Origin of the sequence: Pseudomonas sp. Seg1 (assembly GCF_018326005.1) — a bacterium.
In the GTDB taxonomy this organism is placed as follows: Bacteria; Pseudomonadota; Gammaproteobacteria; order Pseudomonadales; family Pseudomonadaceae; genus Aquipseudomonas.
Genome location: NZ_AP021903.1, coordinates 6,414,315 through 6,436,657, shown reverse-complemented (window position 1 = coordinate 6,436,657; position 22,343 = coordinate 6,414,315). Strand labels below are relative to the sequence as shown.

Sequence of the window (22,343 nt, the reverse complement as noted above, 5' to 3'; positions counted from 1 at the left end):
TGTGATGAAGAATTTTTTCAAGAAAGTCGGCGCCTTTTTGCGCCAGACCTGGGTCTGGACCCTGCTGCTGGTGCTGTTCGTGGCGCTGCTGGTGTGGTTCGTCGGCCCGTTGCTGGCGGTGGATGACTACAAGTTCTGGGAGGGCGCGACCTCGCGTCTGCTGACCATCAGCGTGCTGTTCCTGATCTGGGGCCTGACCATGGTCTTCGTCAGCTGGCGCGCCGGTGTGCGCAAGAAAGAAGTCGAAGCCACCGAAGACGGCCAGGAGCGTATTCGCCGCGAAGAGCAGATCGACGACGAGCAGAAGGAGTTGAAGGCACGTTTCAAAGACGCGCTGAAAACCCTGAAAACCTCGAGCCTGTATCGCGGCCGCAGCGAACGCTGGCGCAGCGACTTGCCGTGGTACTTGCTGATCGGTCCGCAAGCCTCCGGCAAGACCAGCCTGCTGGACTTCTCAGGTCTGGAATTCCCGATCAACAAGATCGACCGCAAGCTGACCCGCGACACCCTCGGCACCCGTCATTGCGACTGGTACTTCGCCGACCACGGTGTGCTGATCGACACCGCCGGCCGCTACACCACCCAGCCTGACGCGGAAGTCGACGGCAGTGCCTGGCGCACCTTGCTGGAACTGTTGCGCAAGCGTCGTCGCGGCCGTCCGTTGAACGGTGTGCTGGTGACCATTCCGGTGGAATCGCTGACCGGTGGCACCGAGCAGGACATTGATGTGCTGGCGCGCCAGGTCCGCGCTCGTCTGCAAGACGTTTATCAGAAGCTGCACGTCGATGTGCCGGTGTATCTGGTACTGAGCAAGGCTGACAAGCTGCTCGGCTTTGACGAGTTCTTCGATCAACTGACCCGCGAAGAAAGCGATCAGGTACTGGGCACCAGTTTCCGCAAGGAACAGGTCGGCACCGACGTGGCAGTGCTGCGTAACGAGTTCGAAGAACTGCTGCGTCGCTTGAATAGCCAAGTGATCATGCGCATGCACTCCGAGCGCGACACTCAGCGCCGTGGCCGCATCCTCGACTTCCCGCATCAACTGGGGCAGATCGGCGAGCGTCTGTGCCTGTTCGTCGACATGGCATTCACCGGCAACCGCTATCAGCGTGCAACGCAACTGCGCGGTTTCTACCTGACCAGTGCACCGCACCTGACCCAGGAAATGGATTCGACCACCGCTGGCATTGGCGCCAACCTCGGCATTAATGCCGGCGTGCTGCCGACCTTGCGCAGCGGTCGTTCGCGCTTCATCCATCACCTGCTGAGCCAAGTGATTTTCCCCGAGGCCGATCTGGCCGGTCTGGACAAGCGTGAGCGCAGCCGCATTCATTGGGGCCAGCGTGCGTTGTACGTCGGCGCACTCGCAGCACTGGCACTGTTCGGCATGCTCTGGGCGGGCGGTTTCTCGGCCAACTACGAGCGTCTGGAAAACCTGCGCACACTGGCGCAGAACTGGACTCAGCAGCGTTCGGCACTGACCCCGCGCGATGATGCGATGGGCGTGCTGAAAACCCTCGACACCAGCTACGCCGCGACGCAGGCCTTCCCGAAGAAGGGCGACGTTTCGTATCACGAGCGCGGCGGTCTGTATCAGGGCGAAGACGTCAATCCGGTGGTCAAAGTGGCTTACGAGCGCGAGCTTGAGGCGCAACTGCTGCCACGGGTTGCAACCATGCTCGAAGGGCAAATCCGCGCCAACATGAAGGACCGCGAAAAGCTGATCAACAGCCTGCGTGCGTACCTGATGTTGAACATGAAGGATCGTCGCGACGCCGCGTGGCTCAAGGACTGGGTCGCCACTGACTGGTCGCAGCGCTACACCGGCAACACCGCGGTGCAGAACGGTTTGACCACTCACCTTGAGCGCCTGCTGAAGCAGCCGTTCATCTACCCGCTGAACGATCAGTTGGTCACGCAGGCACGTCAGGTTCTGCGTGCCGAATCGCTGGCCACCGTGGTCTACCGCATGCTCCGCGAGCAGGCGCGCAACCTGCCGGAATACCGCTTCAGCCAACACCTCGGCCCACAGGGCTCGCTGTTCATCGGCACCGAGTACGTGATTCCGGGTTTCTACACCCAACAGGGTTATCAGCAGTACTTCTCGGTGCAGGGTTCGGCGCTGGTTACCGACATCCTGCGTGACAACTGGGTGCTGGGCGAAGGCGCGGGCATCAGCGACATGGACTTGCGTCGCCTGATGGTCGAACTGGAGCAACTGTACTTCCGCGACTACGCCAACTACTGGAGCGAGGCCGTTGGCCAGGTGGCCTTGCCACCGATCAGCGACGCCGGTGAAGGCGCCGAGCAACTGGCGGGCCTGACTTCGGCCAACTCGCCGGTGCTGGCATTGCTCACTGAAGTCCGCGAGAACACGCGCTTCCCGGCCGCCGCTGATCCGGTGGATGAAGCCGGTGACGCTGCCGATGCACTGGCTGGGCAGAAGGGCAAGCTGGGTAAAGTCGGCAAACTGGCCTCGGCCGTAGCGGACAAGGCTTCGGCGATGGCCGTGGCGAAAAACCTGCCGGACACCGCTAAGAAGTCGCTGCAACGTCGCTTCGAGCCGCTGCATCGTTTGCTTGATGACAACAACGGTCCGGCCGCTGACCTGACGCCGGCCCTCAGCGCGCTCAACGACCTGCAACTGCAACTGTCCGGTCTGGCCCGTTCCAGTACGCCGGAACAAGCCGCGTTTGAAATGGCGAAAACCCGCATGAGCGGCCAGCGTGATGCGCTGACCAACCTGCGCACCGCGTCGGGTCGCCTGCCGCGTCCGCTCAGCGTGTGGTTCAACGTGCTGGCCGAAGACTCGTGGCGTCTGGTGCTCAACGATGCTTACCAATATCTGAACGGCCGTTATCAGAACGAGCTGTACAGCGTGTATGGCAAGACCATCAGCAAGCGTTATCCGTTCAGCGCCAGCAGCACCAGCGACGTGGCGATCAGCGATTTCCGCGAGTTCTTCCGGGCTCAAGGCACCGTCGACCGCTTCTTCGACAGCTACATGCGTCCGTTCGTCAGCGGTGATCCGGGCAACTACCGCATGCGCAGCATCGACGGTCACAGCCTGCCAGTGTCGAAGATGTATCTCGACCAGATGGCGGCAGCCCTGACCATTCGCCAGAGCTTCTTCTCGATCAACCCGGCCGAGCCGACCGTGCAGTTCAAGCTTGAGCCGTACACCCTCGACCCGGCGGTCAGTCGCTCCGAGTTCAAGTTCGGCGACAAGACCATGGAATACCGTCACGGCCCGATCCTGCCAATGTCGTTCAAATGGCCGACCGATGCTGAAGACGGTCGTACCAGTCTGGTCATGGACAAAATGGCCGGGCGTCCGATCGGCATCGAGAAGAACTCCGGCCCATGGTCGCTGTTCCGTCTGTTCGACCTGATGCAGACCGAGTACTTGAGCGGTCGCGACGTGCTGGTGCTGAAAGCTGACGTGGGCGGCCTGCGCGCCAACTACCTGCTGACCAGCCAGCGCACGCCGAACCCGTTCGACATGGGCGTGCTGCGCACCTTCCGTATGCCGGTGCAGCTCTGATGCTGGTGGCCAGTCCCTGGCGCAGCGCGGCGCGTACCGACCCGGGCAAGGTGCGGGCGCGCAACGAAGATGCCTTCCTCGACAATCCGCAGCAGGGGCTGTGGGTGGTCGCGGACGGCATGGGCGGTCATCAGGGTGGCGACATCGCCAGCCAGTTGATCGTCGCCAGCCTGGCTGAACTGCCGCAACACGAGGACTTCGACGAACGCCTCAAAGCCATTCGCCAGTGCCTGCACTGGCTGAACCGGCGTTTGGGGCAAGAGTTGACGGTCACCGCCGGGCGTCACGACAGCATCATGGGCAGCACCGTCGTGGCGCTGCTGGTGGAAGGCAATCGCGCGGCCTGCATCTGGGCCGGCGACAGCCGTTGCTACATGTGGCGCGGGCAGCGGCTGTATCAGCTGTCCAAGGACCATTCACTGCAGCAGCAACTGATCGACGAACAGCAAATGAGCGTCGAGCAGGCGGCCGCGCACCCGGCGGCTCAGGCCTTGACCCGAGCCGTTGGCGCCGCCGAAACACTGACCCTGGATGTGCTGGAACTTGAGGTGTATCCGGGCGATGCGTTTTTGCTTTGCAGCGATGGTTTGTACCAGGGACTGAGCAGCGATGCCCTCGGCAACGCCCTCAGCCTCAGTGCGCCGCACGTGGCGCTGGAACGTTTGTTCGACGGCGCCCTGCGCGGCTCCGCTCGCGACAACCTGACTGCCGTGGTGATCCGCCAATGAGCAAAATCGAATCGCCAATCGATGACTTGCTGATGAGCGAAGAACAGGCCAACAACCTGACCTACTTCGCCTTCGCCAAGGCTAACAACGCAGAGCCTTTGCTGGCGCCAACCAAGGCCAGCATCGGTGCACTGCCAGACGTACTCGCCGGTCGCTACCACCTCGAGCGTCTGCTCGGGGCCGGCGGCATGGGCGCTGTTTACCGGGCGAGGGATCTGCTGCACGAACAGTTCGGCGATCCCGACCCTTACATTGCGCTGAAAATCCTCAGCGAAGAATTTGCCGAATCGCCGGACGCCAGTGCCTTGCTTTACAGCGAGTTCGCCCTGACCCGACGCCTGCGCCACGACAACGTTGTGCGCGCGCACACCTTTGAAGTCGACACCGATTGCCAGCGGGCCTTCATCACCATGGAATACATGCGTGGCCTGACCCTGGACAAATTGCTATGCGAGCGGCCCCTCGGCCTGCCGTGGAAAGAACTGCGCGACATCGTGCTGCCGCTGCTCGACACGCTGGCCTACGCCCATCGTCGCGGCGTGCTGCACGGCGACATGAAACCGAGCAACGTCATGCTCAGCGAAGACGGCCTGCGCCTCTTCGACTTCGGCTTGGGTCAGGCAGAGGAGGGCACGTTGCCCGGCCTGCCGCACCTGAGCCGCGAACGCTTCAACGCCTGGACCCCGGGCTACGCCGCCCCCGAACTGCTTGAGGGCCAACCGTTGTCGGCCAGCGCGGACGTGTACGGCGTGGCCTGTGTGATCTACGAACTGGCGAGCGGCAAACACCCGTTCCGCCGCTTGCCCTCGACCCAGGCCCGCGACGAGCACCTGGAGCGCGAACTGCAAGCCCCGCAGAACTTACCGAAACACTGTTGGCCAGCGCTGCAAACCGCGCTGAGCTTCGATGCGGCAGAACGCACCATCACTGCCGAACAACTGCGTGACGCCTTGGGCGCCACTTCATCCTGGCTGCAACGTCTGCGGTTTCGGGCGTAACGGATGACATTCGAACAGGGAGCACACAATGTTCAACTCAGCTAACGAGACCCACTTCAGCCTCAAGGTCGAAGACTACGTGGGCGACCTGCAAGTGCTGGCGTTCACCGGTACCGAAGGCATCAGCCAGCCGTTTCGCTTCGACCTCGAACTGGTCAGCGAAAACCCCGATCTGGACCTGGAAAAGCTCCTGCACAAACAGGCATTCCTGGCGTTCGATCCACAAGGCTCCGGCATTCACGGGCAGATCTACCGCGTCGCCCAGGGCGATGCCGGCAAGCGCCTGACCCGCTACAAAGTCTCGATGGTGCCGCAACTGCAATACCTGCATCACCGCAGCAACCAGCGCATCTACCAGCAGATGTCGGCGCCGAAAATCATCGCGCTTATCCTCGAAGAACACGGCATCAAGGGCAACGCCTACAACTTCCAGCTGAGCCAGCCGTGCCCGGATCGCGACTACTGCGTGCAGTACGACGAAACCGACCTGCACTTCGTCCAGCGCCTGTGCGAAGAGGAAGGCATCCACTACCACTTCCAGCACACCCCAAAAGGGCACCTGCTGGTGTTCGGCGACGACCAGACCGTGTTCCAGAAACTCGGCCAGCCGACCGCGTACGTGCAAGGCAGCGGCATGGTCGCCGACGAACCGGTGATCAAAGGCTTCAAACTGCGCCTGGAAACCCGCACCAGCCGTGTGACACGCCGCGACTACGACTTCGAAAAACCGCGCCTGCAAATGGAAGCGGCATACAAGCCAGAAGGCGAGAGCACCGAACCGGATCTGGAAGACTACGACTACCCCGGCCGCTTCATCGACCGCGCGCGCGGCAAATTCCTCAGCCAGCGCGCCCTCGAACGCCACCGCGCCGACTACCGTCAGGCCGAAGGCCGCAGCGACCAGACCCGCCTCGTCAGCGGCCACTTCCTGGAAATGTCCGACCACCCGCGCACCGAGTGGAACGACCTCTGGCTGCTCACCGAAATCGTCCACGAAGGCAAACAGCCGCAAGTCCTCGAAGAAGGCGTGACCAGCGACACCACCGACAACAAGGACGACTTCCACCAGGGCTATCGCAACACCTTCCTCGCCACCCCGTGGGACGTGTTCTACCGCCCGGCCCTCGAACACCCGAAACCCCGCGTCCTCGGCAGCCAGACCGCCCACGTCACCGGCCCCAAAGGCGAAGAAATCCACTGCGACCAGTACGGCCGCATCAAGGTGCAATTCCACTGGGACCGCGAAGGCCAGGCCGACGACAAAACCAGCTGCTGGCTGCGCGTCTCCAGCTCCTGGGCCGGCGACCGCTACGGCGCCATCAGCATCCCGCGCGTCGGCATGGAAGTCCTCGTCACCTTCCTCGAAGGCGACCCCGACCAACCACTGGTGACCGGCTGCCTGTACCACAAGGAAAACCCGGTGCCCTACGCCCTCCCGGCGAACAAAACCCGCAGCGTCTTCAAAACCCTCAGCTCACCGGGCGGCGGCGGCTACAACGAACTGCGCATCGAAGACAAAAAAGGCGCCGAGCAGATCTACATCCACGCCCAGCGCGATTGGGATGAAAACGTCGAGCACGACCAGAAGATTCGGGTCGGCAACGAACGCCACGACACCGTCGAGAAAAACACCTACACCGAGCTCAAGGCCGAAGAACACCGCACCACGGTGTCCGACCGCAAGGTTGAAACGCGAGTCGATGATCACCTGACAGTTGGGCAGAACCAGCACATCAAACTGGGCACCGCGCAACTGACCAGCGCTGGGAAAGAGATTCATCTCAAGGCTGGGGACAAGATTGTTATCGAGGCGGGAACTGAGCTGACCATTCTTGGCGGTGGCAGCTTTATCAAGCTCGATGGCGGCGGTGTGACGGTGGTTGGGCCGGTGGTGAAGATTAATGCTGGCGGGGCGCCTGGGAATGGGACCGGGATCGGGATCAAACCGCCGGTGCTGCCGGGGGCGGCGGATAAGGATAAGGCGGGGAGTTTGATGGATCAGGCGTTGTTGAATGCGCCAGAAGAGTCGAAACCCGAAATGGATTATCCGTTCTCGCTCTGAATTCAGCGCGAGAAGGATTGGAAGATTGTTTAAATATGGACCAAAACTATGTTGATTAGCCCCCCGTTTACTCCTGTAGCTGTCGCAAATGAACTTGATCAAGATTATCTAAGCCGAGCCATGATCGGTGGTGAGCCGGGAAACGGCGCTTTCCCTGTTAGTCATGATATGGGATGGCATGGTGGTATTCACCTGAAAGCCCCGCAAGTTGGTAGTGCGCATATATCGGTGCGCTCAATTGCAGACGGAGTTGTTGCTTATTTTCGGCAGCCAGAGCCAAAAACTAATGAATTAGATCACCCTCTTAATTATCGAGGAGGCTGGACCGATAGCGGATGTATAGTAATAAGGCACGAAACGGAAGTGGGAGAGGGGACACAAGCTAAGGTCGTTTTTTACTCAATCTATATGCATTTATCATCAATAACGCTCGTTGATATTTATCAAGGTTTACGAGTTTATAGAAAGGATGAGTTAGGGGTAGCTGGCAGCATATATGGTGCAGATCATAAAATTCATTTTGAAATAGTTTCAAGCCAGGAAAACGTGTCGCGACTAATTGGCAGAGCTAGCGAAAAACTATCTATTTTAGAGAATGGGCGCACGGATAGCCACTGGGGGGATACGCACTTTCATCTGCCTCCAGAAGCTATTTTCTATTCTGAGCCGCCTAGCGATCTCCGAAGTTCGCTCAATACATCTGCCATAATTCATCGTCCGACGGAGGCGTATTTTGTCAAAATGACCTACGATCAGGGTCAGTGCACTGTTACAACGTACGATGAGACAGGTCAGGTAAAAGGGGAACGTAGAGAAACTCAGGATTACGAGTATAAGCTGTATAAAACTGCCTCTACGATCTATCCTGATTGTCCAAGTGCAGGCTATGAGCTACTTAGATTTGGAAAAGTGTTTGGTCCAGATCAGCTTCAACCAACTGATTCTGCGCACTGGCGTCAAGTTGCGTATTCGGACGGAATTGGCTGGGTGAATTTGAACGGCCCCACCGTTACCTTTTATAGTGATGCAGATTTCCCACATTGGACGGGTTGGCGCTTGGTCGATGATGACGCTAATGGGGATGGGCGCTGTCAGTCGAATATTGTTATGGACTTATTGGGTATTACGGAAACACCATCAACGCAAGAACAGCGTGATTCCTGCAACTCTATAGTTACACGTCCGGAAAATCAGGAAAAGCTAAAAAAACTGATTTTTAAATTTCCCAGTGAATGGAAGAAAAGTGATTTCAACGGCAGATATGGTTGGTTGACAGAAGGGAGTAGTCCAATCATTGCCGAAGAGAGCTATCAAAAGCTAAAACTCCACTACGAAAAGCTAGCGTTTTGGGAAGATGCAGCTTTAGAGGGTATTGAATCAGAACATTGGCATTTTCATCCGAGATCTTTTATTGAAGCGTTTAGGAAGTGCGCTTGGTTTAGTTTGGAAGAGTTAGCTTACACGCTTCCGAAATATCATGATTATCGCCAAGTAGGCGCCAATTGGGTGGCAACAACTACTGGTAACCCGAATCTGTATCAGATCTCACATGCTTCTGCAATGGCTAGGCTTAATTCTTATTATGTAAGCTTAAATAAAGTTATGATGAAATATGGGATTACAACTATCTCACGTAGAACTCATTTTTTGGCGCAAGTGTTGTTGGAAACGGGGCGATGGAGAACTGTCGAGGAGATCGGCAAGGGTTATCCACATCCAAGTCTGCCTATGGCGCAGTATTATGCAGCCTTTTACGGGCGTGGAATAATGCAAATGACATGGGCTGGCACTTATGAGAAGTATGGTAATTATAGATCGGCGAGATCACTCCCTGCCATGCCTAATGGAGGCTACGCAGATCCTAGAGTCACGCCTTCATCTACTCACTATTGGAAGGATCCAACTTTGCGAAATGCTAGTAATCAGATTGTTGGAGTCGTTGGAGTACCGCAACGTTGGGCTCCGAGGTATGATCCGAACCTAATTGAAAGTGATCCTTACAATGCTTGTGATAGCGGAGGATTTTTCTGGGTTTCGACATTTATCAACCAGTCTGGCTCGATGAACATGAATAGACACTGCGACAAACCCTTTACTCCGGTAATTGTAGGTGCTGTTTCTTCAGTAGTTAACGGAGGTACCAATGGTTATCATGAAAGACAAGCTTTTGCACAATATATATTTCGATTCCTGAGTGAGTCTAACGATACAAGTCTTACTATGAATTTGAATACTCCGAGGCAGCACGTTATCGTGCAATTTGCTATGAGTCGTCCATCATGAAAAAAATAGGCACTTTGATTTTTTCATATATATTTTATAGCGCTTTAGTATATGGGGCTGCTGGAGTCAGTAGTCCAAATTTAGTGGATCTTCCTGAAGAGATACGGTTGAAGATCTCGGCGGAAAATGAAGTGCAACTCAAAGAAATTCATACGCTGCCTGATGGGACGGTTGGTTTTAATGGCGCATATGTAAGTGCAATTATTTTTGATGATAGTATAACAAACTGCTCTATATTTATATATTCTAATGGTAGTCTCTATGGGGCTTATGGCGGGGCCCCGTGTGAATTTATCGGGGCGGCTGAAATAGACTTGTCCGGCGGGCTGGACGGTCCGGATGTTTACTATAAAGTTAACGTTTTTTCTCCAAGTTTAGGTGCTTCTGTTAATGATTTGGTTGCGTTTTATTATGATTCCTCAAAGAAAAGTTTTTGTGAAAGCAGATTGTTATCTACATGGAAGTTTAACGGAAAAATCAATGCCCGCCCCAAGTTGAGTGATGGTATTTGTGGCTATGTTAATTAGGTTGCGAATCAAAGTTGTAGGATTTATTTTCCAATAAGATATGTAGGTGAAAAAGTTTCTGAGAATATTATTATTCTGTTTTCCAGTTCATGCCTATTGTGAGATTAAATCAGAGTCGCTCTGTTTTGTGTCTGTACCTGATGGGAAAATAAAATACGAGCTACGAACTTATTCTGATGATTCTACTGATTGGCGCGGAGGGTTTGTTAGATATAAACAATCAAAGCAGCCGATATCACTGGTCTTGAGCAATATTGAACGTGAGGTATTGGATCCTCAAGCAGCGGTGCAGTTGACGCGGACATGGTCCGAAGTGTTGGATGGTAAAATAACCGGTGAGTATGAAATGGTTAGTCAGGGTGGAATAATAGTTTCAATGGAATATAGAAAAACGAATGGTAAGGAGTACTCGTTCAGGTTTGATCCAACAGTCGACGCTTCCGAAGATGGCGGGTGTGATTGGAAATAATTTTCAGAAGCTTATGGAACAGATTTATTAATCTTGAAGGACAAGGGGCGGATTTATTTTTTAGTCCGTCCTACAGGCGCGTCTTACGTCTTCAAAGTCTGCTTCGCCCTCACCGCTATCAAATCTTCCAGATAGTCCAAAGCACACACCACCATGAGCTGCGCACCATCGGCAATTCGGCTAAGGGCCAGCGCTACGGAACGATTCGAGTCTTTGACGTCGTCCGTTAATTTGGCGGAAGGTGAAATGGGGACAGACCACGTTTTAGTAATGATCCGAAAAACGTGGTCTGTCCCCATTTCCGCTGATGGCGCAGGGCTCACAGATCGTCTCGATGTCTTACACAACGCAGTCCAACGGCAAGGAATTTGAAATGGGTACAGACCACGTTTTAATAATGATCCGAAAACGTGGTCTGTCCCCATTTTTTCCTTCATGTGGAGAAGCCGAAGTTAAAGCAGCTGTCAACAAACGTAAGGCATCCCTGAGCGCGAAGCATGGTATTTGAAGGCCTTGGCGAAAGAGGTATAGATTATGAACAGACGACAACAGTTTTTAAGCCAGGAACGGTTTGATAACTTCTTAAAAGTTAAGAAAGCTGATTTGGAATTCGCAAAAACAAATTTGTTTGAAGCAGACTCATCCGAACAGGAAAAGTCGCTCAGAGCCAGATATTTTCAAGAACAGACTCTTGATGAAATATTGATACGCTACACGTCTGGTGATGAGATTGAGAGTCTAGTGGTACTCTTGGAGTTACTGGTTAGCCAGTATCAAGAGGTTCAAGAGACACTGGCCATTAGTGAGGGTGTTTCTATAATAGCGCCGCTAAATTTAAGATTGCTTTGCGAATATGAGGAGTGTGTACAGGTAATAAGTTTATGTGTCTTGCTGCATAGAGTCGACCTTCTACGAGTTTTTGTTGAGCTGTTTGATAAAGCCGGTTGCGCTGGGGATGATACTTTTTATGAGGACTTGTTGAGCAAGGTCCTCCCTGGTCGTCATGACGTGGACGAGTGGTATCACGAAGCATACACGCCCCTCGTACATGTGATCTATGAAGAAGATGGGGAGGAGGCTTCAGAACTTTTAAAAGAATATTGTGATACCTGGTATACCTCTTTTGGGCAAGCCCCGTGGCACGATACCCACTTGATGGGTGATAGAGGTAGTTACGTAGGATATTGGGCTTTTGAGGCCGCTGCGGTTGCTTTTTTGTACGGTATTAATGATCGCGCCATCGAACACATGGTCTATCCGAAGGATTTGGTTGAATATGCCAGAAATTATGTGCCAATCAATTCCTCCAGTGTTTCTCGAATAGAGGCAGGGGAGGCCTGCAAAAAAACTGGATATTGGTTTACTCCTGCAAAATTAAACTCTAGACAGTATTTCAAGCAGGGCGAAATTATGCCGAAAATAGGTGAGTCGCAGTGGGGGGATACACTCTGGTACTGGTCGGGCGAATAACAAAGCATATTAATGTTTATGTAAAAGGGGACGGATTTATTTTTAGTCCGTCCCACGGGCATCTCTTATTTTTTCGCTTCCTGCCTCACCGCAAGCAATTCTTCCAGGTGATCCAGCGCACGCTCTACCATAAGCTGCGCACCATCGGCGATTCGGCTAAGGGCCAATGCCACCGAGCGGTTCGAGCCTTCGACATCGTCGGCTAATTTAGCGGCGATGGCGCTGATGGACAGCATGTCTTCGGAGGCGTTGGCCAAGAGGGCTTCCGGATCAATGCCGGTGGAGATGGTAAAGAGCCTGCCTTTGCGGCGTTTGGACGGTTTGTCGTTGGTGGGTGGGAAGTAGTGGGTGAAGGCGCGGTCGGCGGCTTCTTTGTCGAGCATTTCTGTGTCGAGGGATTGCTCGGCGGGGGTGCCAGTGTTGTCTGGCGGGTTGGGCGTTACTTTGAACATGGGTGTATCTCCGTCTGTACATGAGGAGCTACTACCATTCGCTTGCACGCAAATAAGGTGGCAGCTGTGCGCAGGTGTGCAAGACCGGGCAGACGGACCCGGCAGATCGCTCTCGAAAGAAGGATCTCCCACGCACAGCCGCCATACAGTCGGTAGCGAGAGCAGGGATATGCCCGATCAGCGACCAATGACGTTGCGCGTCGTCTTTTACCCGGACTTGCACGTCCGTGTCACCGTTTTTTGCGGTGACAAATCAAGGTTAGCGGTGAATGCAAGGGGTGGATAGTTCATGGATGGCTCGGCGTCTTGCGGGAAATGTCCGACGAACATGACATCCGTTTAGCCGAAGATCGAAAGATCGTAGGTTCTGTTTAAGCGCTTGCTCCAGAAAGTGGATGGGTCTTACAGCAGGGCAGCTGCGTCTGGTTTTGAAGGTTGAATGGGTCAAATTCAGATCGGATGAATTGCAGTTTTTTTTTATTTTTCCAAGGAAACCAGGGAATGAAGATTTTCAGATTCGGCGTCGTTTTTTTACTGTCCTTGCTATCGTCCCTCGCCCACGCGGAAGGCACGTTTATAGCGACCGTTCTTCAGGCGGACTTTTCCAAAGATCCGGAAATACGACTGCTCGTCAGGGTGATAGACATTGCAGCGGGGCCGGATTCGCCCTCTATGGCGCTTCGTAAGGAGTGTCTGGCGCGGGTGAAATCGTCTGACCGTCCCGGCCCGGATCCATGCTTTGCGATTGAAATAACCGAGAGCAAAAAGCAACGGGCCATCGTTCGGCAAACGCTGCTCAATGATCCTCAGCGTTCAACTGACCCGATCTATCTGGAGATTGTTTACCAGTCGGAAGTCAGTGCGAGCGATCCGACCAATCACTATGGGCGATCAGCCTGGCTGAAAATTGAAGAGAACGGTTTCTACAACTGGAACAACGAAACCAAGCAGGCATTGGCGGACGTTGAGTGGCCAACTGTGTCGAGTGGGGCGCTTGATCTGGTCGTGACGGATACCGATGCGCTGCTCAACCTGGTTTACCGGGAGCGCATGGAACGGTTGGACGAAAATGCACAGAAAGGGCTGAGAGAAACCCAAAGAGCCTGGATGAAGTTTCGCGATGCCGAGTGTCTGCCTGAGGCGAAATCGTATAAATCGGTTTTCGGTGAATGGTCAAATTCCTGCTTGATCCGCGCGACGATAGAGCGAGCGCGTCAATTGGCTATGGCTCCGGACAAGAACAAGCAGTGAATTAAAGCGTTTGATCATCCGGTAGATGGAGTAGGTAAGTCTTGAAAGGATTGTCGCTGTTTTCAGTTTTGTGTTTTTCATGTTGTGCATTTGCAGGCAACGTACAAGAGCCAATCGTCGATATATACAAAGCGGATGTCGCTCAAGTTTCCGGAAAACTGGTCCGTTACTACCAAACGTTCGATAGCCCCTGCGTCAATATTCAGATTCTCAAGCCTGGGGGAAGAGGGGCTACGAGTGACTCGATAGCATTCTGCGACATTGCAGGGAAGAGTTTTAACAACGGCTTCTCCGATGTCTCATTGGATAAGGCGACGTTTTCCGACACCGAATTGCAGCTGACCTTCAAGCTGATGTCGTTGGTTGGAGTGAATGAAACTACCGAATTATGCAAATTCCGCGTTGATGGTGAGCGTCTCGCTGAACCTGAATGTACGTCGCAGTAATGGTCGTGTATTGCACAGTCAGCCACGCCATCGGAGAGTCAAAGTGAAAGTCGTTTCCCTGTTGTTCCTGGCATTGACGTGGGCATTGTCCGCTAGCGCAGCGCCGGACGGTGTCAGTACAAGCCAAGCAATGCCCGCCGCCATGATCGCTGCGCTAACGAAAAAAAATCAAATGCCTACAGAGAGTTTTCGCTCTATTACAGATGGCGTCGTGAGCTGGAGCGGTGGAACGATAGCTGCCGTGGTAATCGAAGATCCGAATGGCATTTGCGCGATTTACAGGTACCAAGGAGGCCAGTTGGATCTGCCTTTTGATGGCGTGCCCTGTAAGTTTCAGGGGCCACCCTCGCTGATGTCGGATAGAAAAACTGCTATGCCCGATGTCGTGTTCGCTGTCGAGTTGTTCGTCCCCAACCGGGGCGGGATGGCCAATCACAAGGTCGCGTTTTATTACGATTCCGAGAAGAACGCTTATTGCGAGAGTCAGTCGCTTGCGAGTTGGTATCTGTCAGGGAATCGGGCGCTGGCTCCTGATCTTCAGGACGGCCAGTGTCTAGCAGGATCGGAATAGGCCAGTGCCCCGATCTCTCATAAGGAAATGAACATGAAAAAAGTACTACTTCTCTTGGGCAGCCTCCTGCCCCTGATGGCCCATGCAGAAGTCAGCACTGAATCACTTTGCTTCGAACTCTCCCAGGACAGCCCAGTAAAATTTGAGCTCCGCACTTACTACGATGGGGCCAGCAGATGGTCAGGTGGATTCGTCAAATACGCCAAGTCCAGCGTGCCCATTTCCATCGTGTTGACGGATTCCGAAAGTGAAATCCTCGACCCCGATGCCCCTTGGCAAAACACCAGAACCTGGTCTGAAGTCGTCTACGGCAAGGTCACGGGAACCTATGAATTAATGACTCAAGGCTCACAAATCGTCTCCATGTCGTACACCAAAAAGTCCAACGGCAAGGAATACAGCTTTCTGCTCAGTCCCGGCGTTGACTCCTCCCTGGAGTCCGGATGCAAGTGGGAATAGGGCAAGCACATGCAATTCAAAACTCTATTGGTATCACTGCTCGGCCTGCTGTGGACGATCCCGGTGTGGGCCGAAACAACCACGTTTAGTCCCACCAAAGGCATCGAAGCAACATTGGTCCTCGAAGGTTCCACGCTGAACGTCGCCGCTAAAAGCGCAACCCATAGCGGGTCGCAGATAATCGATTTTCAAGCGGAAAAACCACTGCATATTCAGATCGACGATTTCAATTTCGATGGCCTGAGGGACTTTTCCGTCTGGCAAATTGATGACGGTATGGGCACTTACAGCTACTTCAGAGTGTTCATCTATCAATCCAAGACAAATCGTTTCAAGGAGGCTCAGCCCAATTGCGGCGATGGTTTCATCAATCTGCGCGTCGACAAAAAGCGTAAGGCGTTGCTCAGCACTTATTGGGGCATGAACAGGCCAGAGCAATGCATCACCCGATTCACCATTCGCAAAACCTGAATGACTCAAGGAAGAACACGGTTGAAACGTTTTTTTGCGGTACCGAGTTGCGGTATGACAACACGCAGGCTAACCCAGTGGCTTTCCTTCGCATTGTTGAGCACCGGCCTTTGCACAAGCGCCTTTGCCTCTACTGAACAACAATGCCCGGCTAACAACTTCGCTGACTTCGTCAAAGTCTTTTCATCGGACTCGACGGTACAGAAAACATTTACCGCATCGTCGGTGAAGACAACTCACGTCGTGGCTGAGAACAACATACCCAAGGTCGTCGTGCGCAGCGTCAAGCATTTGCCCGCCGATGAATTCAGCATGCTGAGTGCGGAGAATGCTGCAGCGTCGAATCTGGCTATCGAGATTCCGTTTCTGAACAGGGTGGTGGTGCGTGATCAGCAAGGGGCCTTCTTGAAGATTTTCGTCTTCAAGCACAGCGACTGCTGGGTGCTGAACAGTGTTGAAGACTGGACTCTCGAAGCGGTGATGGATGACGTGGCTCGGACTGACCAACCCGCACCCGGTGAACGCGAACTGAAAAAAGGCGTGATGTTCGATCGGCTGGTCAACAAGGCATCTGGCGAATCCGGAGTCTCTTTGTACGCGGCAGCGCTGGACAGCTATGTGAACGGTGCCCGCAAAGGTTCGGCCCAAGCGGCGATAGCGGCTGCGGGAATTAGTCTTTCCGGGCAAGCACCACGATTGCCGAATGAGCAGATTCTGGAGCTTATGAATCAGGCATTTCAGAGCAATCCCGACGATGGCGTGGCTCTCTCCTTGTTTTACTGCGATGAGGGTGAGTACGGCGATGACAAGGCCTGCATCGATCCGCAAAAGTCGATGGCGACATTGGAAAGCGCCGCGCTACGAGGCTCTACCCACGCACTCCTGCGATTGGGTGAAGTCTACGAAACCGGCACTGTCGTCGCTGCTGATCTACCCCGCGCAATCGCCTGTTACCGCGAGGCCAGCAAGACCGAGCTTAAGTGGAGCCCTGCTGCGGTCGAGCGCTTGTTGGCCCGAGGCGTCGTCATGGACAGCTCAATTGAATGTATTGGCGCAGGTGGAACTCAGTGAATGTCGCCCGTTTGATGTTCTTTGCATTTGTGGCGATGTCAGTCTCGTCAGTCAGCTATGCCCAAGATGCAGATTGCGAGGCCGTGGCCGGGCAACGTGCCGAGTGCGCAGAAGAAGCGATGAAGGCTGCGGATCGCGTGCTTAATGACCGTTACCAAGCGCTGATTGATAGAGCAGGGTCTCGGTATATTTTTCAATACCAGTCTCGGCATGAAGAGCATAAGGCGTTTCTGGATCGACTGAAAAACTCCCAACGGACGTGGATAAAGCTGAGGGATTCGAACTGCAGGCTTGAGGGGTTTGAGAATGAATGGGACAAGCCATCCTATTCTGCAGACCTGAATAGGTGCACCGCGAAGATGAGTCTGGAGCGAGCCTTATATTTGGACGGCATCCTTCCGGCACATTGATGTTGTGCTGATTAATGTTTTTGCTTGGTTGGGTGGTGATATGGAAATGTATAAAAGGGCCATTCGATTGAGTGTGTCCCAATCTTCTTTCACCTGGGTGTTCGCGTGCTGCACGGCACTTCTATCACCGACAGTGTTTGCTCAACAATCCACCTGCGAGTTTCACGACGTCCAGTCAACGCTCGAGGTGGTCAGTTGTCTCAACGAGGGCGCCGTGGAAGTCCTGAAGCTGGCGCCACGCAATCATCCAACTTATGAAAGTGATATCGACCGCCTCCCTACATTTATCGTGCGGGGTGATGACCTCAACGAGGTCAAGAAAACGGTGGGAATGAGTGCTTTGTCGTCGCCCTACAACGTGCTCGTCAAGTTGCCGGATGCTGAGGAAATCATGTACTTCGATCAGTTGCCCGAATCAGCCACTAAAAAACTGGCAATGCCAGGCTGGGTACTGACTGATGCCCGAGATGTCGTGTATGAACGACAGGGTGGCGGGGAAGGTTTTGGACTTGTATGCAGTACCCACGAAAAAGCAAACGGCTCTCAATATGTAGTCGTCACGCAATGTAATGGCTTTTACGAAGAAGATATTGCCAGGTTGAAGAGTTTACTCGGCGTGATCGACGCTCACGCCGTGCGATAGCGGTTACTGAACGCGATCAATCGTTTGTCTTCGAGCGACTGATAGCCCGCGTTTTCCTTTAAACTCCCCACCCCCAAAGGAATGCGCTCAGGACACGGAATGCCAGCCCTCTCTTTCTCCCTTCGCCGCGCGTTGGTGCTGTGGTTATACGCCGCCGCGCTGGTGCATCTGCTCGCCGGTCTGACCCTGAGCTGGGCCGGTCATTCCGGTTTGCTTGACGGCTATTTGCACACCCTCGAACAGATTTTCTGGGGCGTCGACGCGGTGCCTGCCGCCGCCCGCGAACAGCAGGTCTGGTGGCTCGCGCTGTTCGGCGCGACGCTGCAAAGTTATTCGCTGTACATGCTCGCGCTGGTGCACATCGGCCATCGTCTGAAAGCGCCGATGGCCTGGGCCTTTTTGATGGCCGGCATCCTGCTCTGGGCGCCGCAGGACATGTTGCTCTCGGCACAAAAACAGGTCTGGTCGCACCTGTGGCTCGACGCTTTTGCGCTGCTCGTCCTGTTGCCACCGCTGATCTGGCTGTATCGCCATGACCGCCGAAATTCCCTTTCCGATACCGCAATGAGTGAGTCGTCCCATGCCTGATTTTTCGCTGCTGGATTGGGCGTTCACGTTGCTGATCGCGCAGGCTTGCCTCGGTGCGCTCGACACCCTGTATCACCACGAGCTGACCGTGGCGCTGCCGTATCGGCATAGTGCACGGCTGGAGTTGTCGATCCACGCGCTGCGTTCGTGTTTCTACGGCGTTCTGTTTCTCGGCATCGCGCACTTGCAGTTCGGCGGTGCCTGGGCGCTGGTGATTGCATTGTTGTTCGCCCTGGAAATCGGCCTGACGCTGTGGGACTTCGTGGTCGAGGATCGCAGCCGCAAACTGCCCGCCATTGAGCGCATCATGCACACCGTACTGGCGGTGAACGGCGGGGCGTTTTTTGCGTTGTACGGTGTGCAATTGGCGCAGTGGGCGAGTTTGCCGACCGGCCTGAGCGCTGTGGATTTCGGCTGGAAGGGCTGGGTGCTGACGCTGTTTGCCGTGGGCGTGACGGCGTCGGGGATTCGTGATGGTCTGGCGGCGTTGCGCATGCAGCGCGAAGGCAAGCCGTCCAACCCGTTTGCCGGCGGCGCTTTCAAACGTGTGCTGGTGACTGGCGGCACCGGGTTTATCGGTGAAACGCTGGTCAATCAATTGCTCGATGCCGGCCACACCGTCAGCGTGCTGGCGCGGGATCCGTTGAAAGCCGCGTATCTGTTCGACGGTCGTGCCCGCTGCGTGCGTTCGCTGAGCAAACTGGGCTACGAGGAAACCTTCGACGTGGTGATCAACCTGGCCGGCGCTCCGGTCGCCGGGCCGCGCTGGAGCCCCAAGCGCCAGGCGCAACTGATCGCCAGTCGCGTCAACACCACCGACGCGCTGATGACCTGGCTGAAAAACGCTCGGCACAAACCGGCGTTGTGGGTGCAGGCCTCGGCCATCGGGTTCTACGGCGTGCGCGATGCCAGCGAAAGCCTCGACGAACAGGCGAGAAAGGGCGACGGTTTCATGGCCGAACTATGTGCGCGCTGGGAAGCCGCCGCGCAACCGGCGACTGAATTTGGCGTGCGTCAGGTAGTGCTGCGCCTCGGCGTGGTGTTCGGTCCGGGCGGTGCGTTGTTGCCGTTGCTGATTCCGTTTCGCCTGGGCTTCGGCGGGCGCATGGGCGATGGTCAGCAGATCATGAGCTGGGTGCACCGCGACGATGTGATTCAGGTGATCGCTCGATCCTTCCACGATGAAAACCTGCGCGGCACCTACAACATGGTCGCCCCGGAAACGGTCAGTCAGGCAGCGTTCGCCGAGAACGTCGGCAAGGTCCTCAAGCGTCCGGTGTGGTTCCACATTCCCGCCGCGCCAGTGCGCGCTTTAGCCGGGGAAATGGCTCAGTTGTTCTTCGACGGGCAGCGTGTGGTGCCGCAGCGTTTGAGCGAGGCCGGATACACCTTTCGTTATCCGACCCTCGACGCCGCTCTGCGCGATCTGGCCTGAGGACCGCCCATGAGCAAGCCCTTGATGTACCTGCTGGCCGGCAACGGCAGCGCCGCCGATTGGTGGGACGACGCGCTGCCGCACTTTCAGCGCTACGAAGTGGTGCCGCTGGAATTGCCCGGTTTCGGTGCCAACCCGCAGCCACCCTGCGAGGATCTCGCGGACTACGCGCAGACCTTGCTTAAGATGACGCAAAAGGGCAGCGCGATCATGGCGGTCGGGGTTAATGCGTTGCTGGTGCTGCATGCGCTGCAACGTCGGCCGGGGCATTTTTCGCGCAGTGTTCTGTTGGCGCCGGTAGGGGCGTTTTTGTGGCAGCGGCGGTTGCCGGCGCTGATGTCGCCGCTGCCGATTCGCAAGACCATTCACTGGCTGCTGTCGAACAAACCGACACTGTTCGCTCGCAAGTTTTCCAATCAGACCTGGACGCCCGCGCAGTACCAGCGCATGGGCGCCGGTTATGCGCGTTGCCGGGCATTTGTGCCGCATTGGGATCTGGTGCGGGCGGACACCGCGCTGCCGTTGCTGGAGTGGATCACCGATCCGGTCGAACTGGTTTGGGGCGATCAGGACAACGTGCTCGGCTTCGAGCAAGCGGCGGCGTGGTCAGCGATTCTGGCTCGCGCCGATCTGACCATCAGCCTCAAACCCGGCTGGGGTCATTACCCGTGGATCGATTCGCCGGCCGAATTTGCCGCGTGGCTGGAGTCCGGCGAGCGCGGATTTGTTGCGCACACCAAGGGCGGTCGGTTGCGCCTCGCTGAACTAGCCCGGCAACCGGTGCCGGCGGCGCTGACCCTCAACGATTGCGATGATCCGCGTCTGTCTGCGTTTCTCGCCGCGCAACCCGACGTGACCTGGGCGGTGCGCTCCTCCAGTTATGGCGAAGATCAGGCCGACTCGGCGAATGCCGGCCTGAGCACCACTTATCTGCGTGTGCCGCGCGCCAATGTGCCGATGCGCATCGCCGAATTGACTGCCGAAGGCGTCGAGGAAGTGGTGGTGCAGCGCTTCATCACGCCGCAGGTTTCCGGCATTGCGTTTGTCCGGCATCTGTCGGTGGAGCTGGAATGGGTTGAAGGGCATCTGGAGTCGCTGGCCGACGGTCACGTCAGCCCTGAGCGGGCGACGCTGTCGCGGCTCGGTGATGCCTGGCGCAGCGGCACGTTCACCACGTCCCACGGTTTGACCGAAGCGCTGCTGTGGCAGTTTCTGCAAGACGTGTTGCGCGTTTTTCACTACGTGCCCGGCGATGTCGAATGGGCCTGGGACGGCGCGCAATTGTGGCTGCTGCAATACCGGCCGATCAGTGACTACGGCTGGCGTCGGCACCTGACTGCCGCCAATATCGCCGAGATCCTGCCGCCGCAACCGAGCGTTTTTGTCGAGTACGCCCAGCGCCGGGCGGCGGCGAGCATTCCGGCGATCATGGCGCGTTGGGATGCGCGGGTGTTGCAGGACAACGAGCCGTTCACCGCAGTGTTCGGCGGCGCGTCCTACATCAACAATGATCTGTTTCTCGCCCGACTCGCCGACTGGGGCATCAGCGCCAGCAACTACGCCGGCGAAGTCGGCGGCGCGACCCCGCATTTGCCGTGGCAGCCGCTGAAAATGCTGCGTTCGTTGCCGCTGTTCCTGCGCATGCAGCGCATCGCTCGCGAGCATCTGCCGAGCCTTGAACGCGGCTTGCAACGCTTCGATCAAGAGCTGGCCGAACTCGTCGCCGAAGGGGCCGATGGCCAACAACTGGCAGACTGGTTCACCCGGTTTTACGTGTTCGTCGTGCAAGGCAATCTGTGCATCGCCACGGCGCTGGCCAGCAGCGGTGGTGATTGGCTCGGGCGCCCGCCGACCGCTTACGACAACCTTGAAAACAGCCCGCATCGATTGCCTTGGGAGACCGATCCCGGCACCCCTCGGCCGGCGCCGAGCGAACTGCCGCTCCAGCTATTTCCGCAATGGTCAGGGCTGATCCGCCTCGCGCATTCGACCGGCCTGCCGGGCCTGCGCGGTTATTACCTGCAAGTGCGCGAGTGGTACCGCGACAACCTGATGCGCATCTTCTTCCGCCTGCACCACGCCATGCCGTTGGCGGATCGCGAGCATTGGTTCGCACCGCATCCGGACATTCGCAGTCGTGACGGCAGCTTCTGGCAGGACGGTCGCGAAGGTGCCGAGCAGGCCACCGGATTCATGATTTATCCGGGTCAGGTGCGGGGCGTTCTCGGGGAAGACATCTTGCTGGAGGACACCCTCGATCCGGGGCGTCATGCGCACTATCAAGCGGCGCGGGCGGTGATTGCGCGGATGGGCGGGCGGCTCTCCCATGGCTCGACGTTGTTGCGGGAGTTGCGCAAGCCGTCGGCGGTGATGCCGCAGGTTGATCCGGCGTGGGTGGGCTGTGAGGTGTTGTATCGGGATGGTGAGCTGCAATTGATCAATGCGAAGGATGCGCAGTGAAGCCT

The 22,343-nt window shown here is 56.0% G+C and carries 20 protein-coding genes; 19 read left to right on the top strand and 1 reads right to left on the bottom strand.

What is annotated here, in order from left to right; translation table 11 throughout:
* Nucleotides 1–4 precede the first annotated feature (4 nt).
* From tssM to KI231_RS29040, 8 genes are all read left to right on the top strand, one after another.
* Nucleotides 5–3,544: a type VI secretion system membrane subunit TssM gene (gene tssM, locus KI231_RS29075; RefSeq protein ID WP_213026995.1), complete on the top strand. Its 3,540-nt coding sequence runs from the start codon at nucleotides 5–7 to the stop codon at nucleotides 3,542–3,544.
* On the top strand, nucleotides 3,544–4,272 hold the full coding sequence (locus KI231_RS29070) for a PP2C family protein-serine/threonine phosphatase (RefSeq protein WP_103302641.1): 729 nt from the start codon (nucleotides 3,544–3,546) through the stop codon (nucleotides 4,270–4,272). The genes tssM and KI231_RS29070 overlap by 1 nt, the downstream gene beginning before the upstream one ends.
* On the top strand, nucleotides 4,269–5,270 hold the full coding sequence (locus KI231_RS29065; protein ID WP_213026994.1) for a serine/threonine-protein kinase: 1,002 nt from the start codon (nucleotides 4,269–4,271) through the stop codon (nucleotides 5,268–5,270). Before KI231_RS29070 ends, KI231_RS29065 begins: the two co-directional genes overlap by 4 nt.
* A 28-nt stretch (nucleotides 5,271–5,298) precedes the next feature.
* Nucleotides 5,299–7,332: a type VI secretion system Vgr family protein gene (locus KI231_RS29060; RefSeq protein ID WP_213026993.1), complete on the top strand. Its 2,034-nt coding sequence runs from the start codon at nucleotides 5,299–5,301 to the stop codon at nucleotides 7,330–7,332.
* Between the two features lie 48 nt (nucleotides 7,333–7,380).
* Nucleotides 7,381–9,615 carry a hypothetical protein gene (locus KI231_RS29055; RefSeq protein ID WP_213026992.1) on the top strand — a complete coding sequence of 745 codons (2,235 nt, stop codon included), beginning with the start codon at nucleotides 7,381–7,383 and terminating at the stop codon, nucleotides 9,613–9,615.
* Nucleotides 9,612–10,142: a hypothetical protein gene (locus tag KI231_RS29050; protein WP_213026991.1), complete on the top strand. Its 531-nt coding sequence runs from the start codon at nucleotides 9,612–9,614 to the stop codon at nucleotides 10,140–10,142. The genes KI231_RS29055 and KI231_RS29050 overlap by 4 nt, the downstream gene beginning before the upstream one ends.
* A 46-nt stretch (nucleotides 10,143–10,188) precedes the next feature.
* A complete protein-coding gene (locus tag KI231_RS29045) occupies nucleotides 10,189–10,611 on the top strand; it encodes a hypothetical protein (RefSeq protein WP_249412082.1) in 423 nt (140 codons plus the stop codon).
* A gap of 534 nt (nucleotides 10,612–11,145) precedes the next feature.
* The gene (locus KI231_RS29040) at nucleotides 11,146–12,081 is read left to right on the top strand and encodes a PoNe immunity protein domain-containing protein (protein WP_213026990.1); all 936 of its coding nucleotides are present in this window, start codon (nucleotides 11,146–11,148) and stop codon (nucleotides 12,079–12,081) included.
* Between the two features lie 65 nt (nucleotides 12,082–12,146).
* On the opposite strand, the gene KI231_RS29035 is transcribed toward KI231_RS29040, so the two are convergent.
* A complete protein-coding gene (locus KI231_RS29035) occupies nucleotides 12,147–12,533 on the bottom strand; it encodes a DUF6124 family protein (RefSeq protein ID WP_213026989.1) in 387 nt (128 codons plus the stop codon).
* A 501-nt stretch (nucleotides 12,534–13,034) separates the two neighbouring features.
* Between KI231_RS29035 and KI231_RS29030 the strand changes: the two genes are divergently transcribed.
* The 11 genes from KI231_RS29030 to KI231_RS28980 all read left to right on the top strand — a co-directional run bounded on the left by KI231_RS29030 (nucleotide 13,035) and on the right by KI231_RS28980 (nucleotide 22,338).
* On the top strand, nucleotides 13,035–13,784 hold the full coding sequence (locus KI231_RS29030) for a lysozyme inhibitor LprI family protein (RefSeq protein WP_213026988.1): 750 nt from the start codon (nucleotides 13,035–13,037) through the stop codon (nucleotides 13,782–13,784).
* 41 nt (nucleotides 13,785–13,825) lie between these two features.
* The gene (locus KI231_RS29025) at nucleotides 13,826–14,230 is read left to right on the top strand and encodes a hypothetical protein (protein WP_213026987.1); all 405 of its coding nucleotides are present in this window, start codon (nucleotides 13,826–13,828) and stop codon (nucleotides 14,228–14,230) included.
* Nucleotides 14,231–14,273: 43 nt separating this feature from the next.
* Nucleotides 14,274–14,801, top strand: coding sequence for a hypothetical protein (locus tag KI231_RS29020; protein WP_213026986.1), 528 nt, complete (start codon nucleotides 14,274–14,276; stop codon nucleotides 14,799–14,801).
* A gap of 33 nt (nucleotides 14,802–14,834) precedes the next feature.
* Nucleotides 14,835–15,260, top strand: a complete 426-nt coding sequence (locus tag KI231_RS29015) for a hypothetical protein (RefSeq protein ID WP_213026985.1) — start codon at nucleotides 14,835–14,837, stop codon at nucleotides 15,258–15,260.
* A 9-nt stretch (nucleotides 15,261–15,269) separates the two neighbouring features.
* Entirely contained in the window at nucleotides 15,270–15,731 is a 462-nt protein-coding gene (locus tag KI231_RS29010) for an XAC2610-related protein (RefSeq protein WP_213026984.1), read from the top strand.
* 21 nt (nucleotides 15,732–15,752) lie between these two features.
* Entirely contained in the window at nucleotides 15,753–16,802 is a 1,050-nt protein-coding gene (locus KI231_RS29005) for an SEL1-like repeat protein (RefSeq protein WP_213026983.1), read from the top strand.
* Nucleotides 16,799–17,212, top strand: a complete 414-nt coding sequence (locus KI231_RS29000) for a lysozyme inhibitor LprI family protein (RefSeq protein ID WP_158249164.1) — start codon at nucleotides 16,799–16,801, stop codon at nucleotides 17,210–17,212. The genes KI231_RS29005 and KI231_RS29000 overlap by 4 nt, the downstream gene beginning before the upstream one ends.
* 214 nt (nucleotides 17,213–17,426) lie before the next feature.
* On the top strand, nucleotides 17,427–17,855 hold the full coding sequence (locus tag KI231_RS28995) for a hypothetical protein (RefSeq protein WP_213026982.1): 429 nt from the start codon (nucleotides 17,427–17,429) through the stop codon (nucleotides 17,853–17,855).
* Between the two features lie 99 nt (nucleotides 17,856–17,954).
* Nucleotides 17,955–18,443, top strand: coding sequence for a cell division protein (locus KI231_RS28990; RefSeq protein ID WP_213026981.1), 489 nt, complete (start codon nucleotides 17,955–17,957; stop codon nucleotides 18,441–18,443).
* The gene (locus KI231_RS28985; RefSeq protein ID WP_213026980.1) at nucleotides 18,436–19,878 is read left to right on the top strand and encodes a TIGR01777 family oxidoreductase; all 1,443 of its coding nucleotides are present in this window, start codon (nucleotides 18,436–18,438) and stop codon (nucleotides 19,876–19,878) included. Before KI231_RS28990 ends, KI231_RS28985 begins: the two co-directional genes overlap by 8 nt.
* A gap of 9 nt (nucleotides 19,879–19,887) precedes the next feature.
* Nucleotides 19,888–22,338, top strand: a complete 2,451-nt coding sequence (locus KI231_RS28980; RefSeq protein WP_213026979.1) for a PEP-utilizing enzyme — start codon at nucleotides 19,888–19,890, stop codon at nucleotides 22,336–22,338.
* Nucleotides 22,339–22,343 lie beyond the last annotated feature (5 nt).

Excerpts from the sequence above, each read along its gene's own strand:
- tssM (WP_213026995.1), top strand. The coding sequence starts at position 5 with ATGAAGAATTTTTTCAAGAAAGTCGGCGCCTTTTTGCGCCAGACCTGG.
- KI231_RS29070 (WP_103302641.1), top strand. The coding sequence starts at position 3,544 with ATGCTGGTGGCCAGTCCCTGGCGCAGCGCGGCGCGTACCGACCCGGGC.
- KI231_RS29065 (WP_213026994.1), top strand. The coding sequence starts at position 4,269 with ATGAGCAAAATCGAATCGCCAATCGATGACTTGCTGATGAGCGAAGAA.
- KI231_RS29060 (WP_213026993.1), top strand. The coding sequence starts at position 5,299 with ATGTTCAACTCAGCTAACGAGACCCACTTCAGCCTCAAGGTCGAAGAC.
- KI231_RS29055 (WP_213026992.1), top strand. The coding sequence starts at position 7,381 with ATGTTGATTAGCCCCCCGTTTACTCCTGTAGCTGTCGCAAATGAACTT.
- KI231_RS29050 (WP_213026991.1), top strand. The coding sequence starts at position 9,612 with ATGAAAAAAATAGGCACTTTGATTTTTTCATATATATTTTATAGCGCT.
- KI231_RS29040 (WP_213026990.1), top strand. The coding sequence starts at position 11,146 with ATGAACAGACGACAACAGTTTTTAAGCCAGGAACGGTTTGATAACTTC.
- KI231_RS29035 (WP_213026989.1), bottom strand. The coding sequence starts at position 12,533 with ATGTTCAAAGTAACGCCCAACCCGCCAGACAACACTGGCACCCCCGCC.
- KI231_RS29030 (WP_213026988.1), top strand. The coding sequence starts at position 13,035 with ATGAAGATTTTCAGATTCGGCGTCGTTTTTTTACTGTCCTTGCTATCG.
- KI231_RS29015 (WP_213026985.1), top strand. The coding sequence starts at position 14,835 with ATGAAAAAAGTACTACTTCTCTTGGGCAGCCTCCTGCCCCTGATGGCC.
- KI231_RS29010 (WP_213026984.1), top strand. The coding sequence starts at position 15,270 with ATGCAATTCAAAACTCTATTGGTATCACTGCTCGGCCTGCTGTGGACG.
- KI231_RS28990 (WP_213026981.1), top strand. The coding sequence starts at position 17,955 with ATGCCAGCCCTCTCTTTCTCCCTTCGCCGCGCGTTGGTGCTGTGGTTA.
- KI231_RS28985 (WP_213026980.1), top strand. The coding sequence starts at position 18,436 with ATGCCTGATTTTTCGCTGCTGGATTGGGCGTTCACGTTGCTGATCGCG.
- KI231_RS28980 (WP_213026979.1), top strand. The coding sequence starts at position 19,888 with ATGAGCAAGCCCTTGATGTACCTGCTGGCCGGCAACGGCAGCGCCGCC.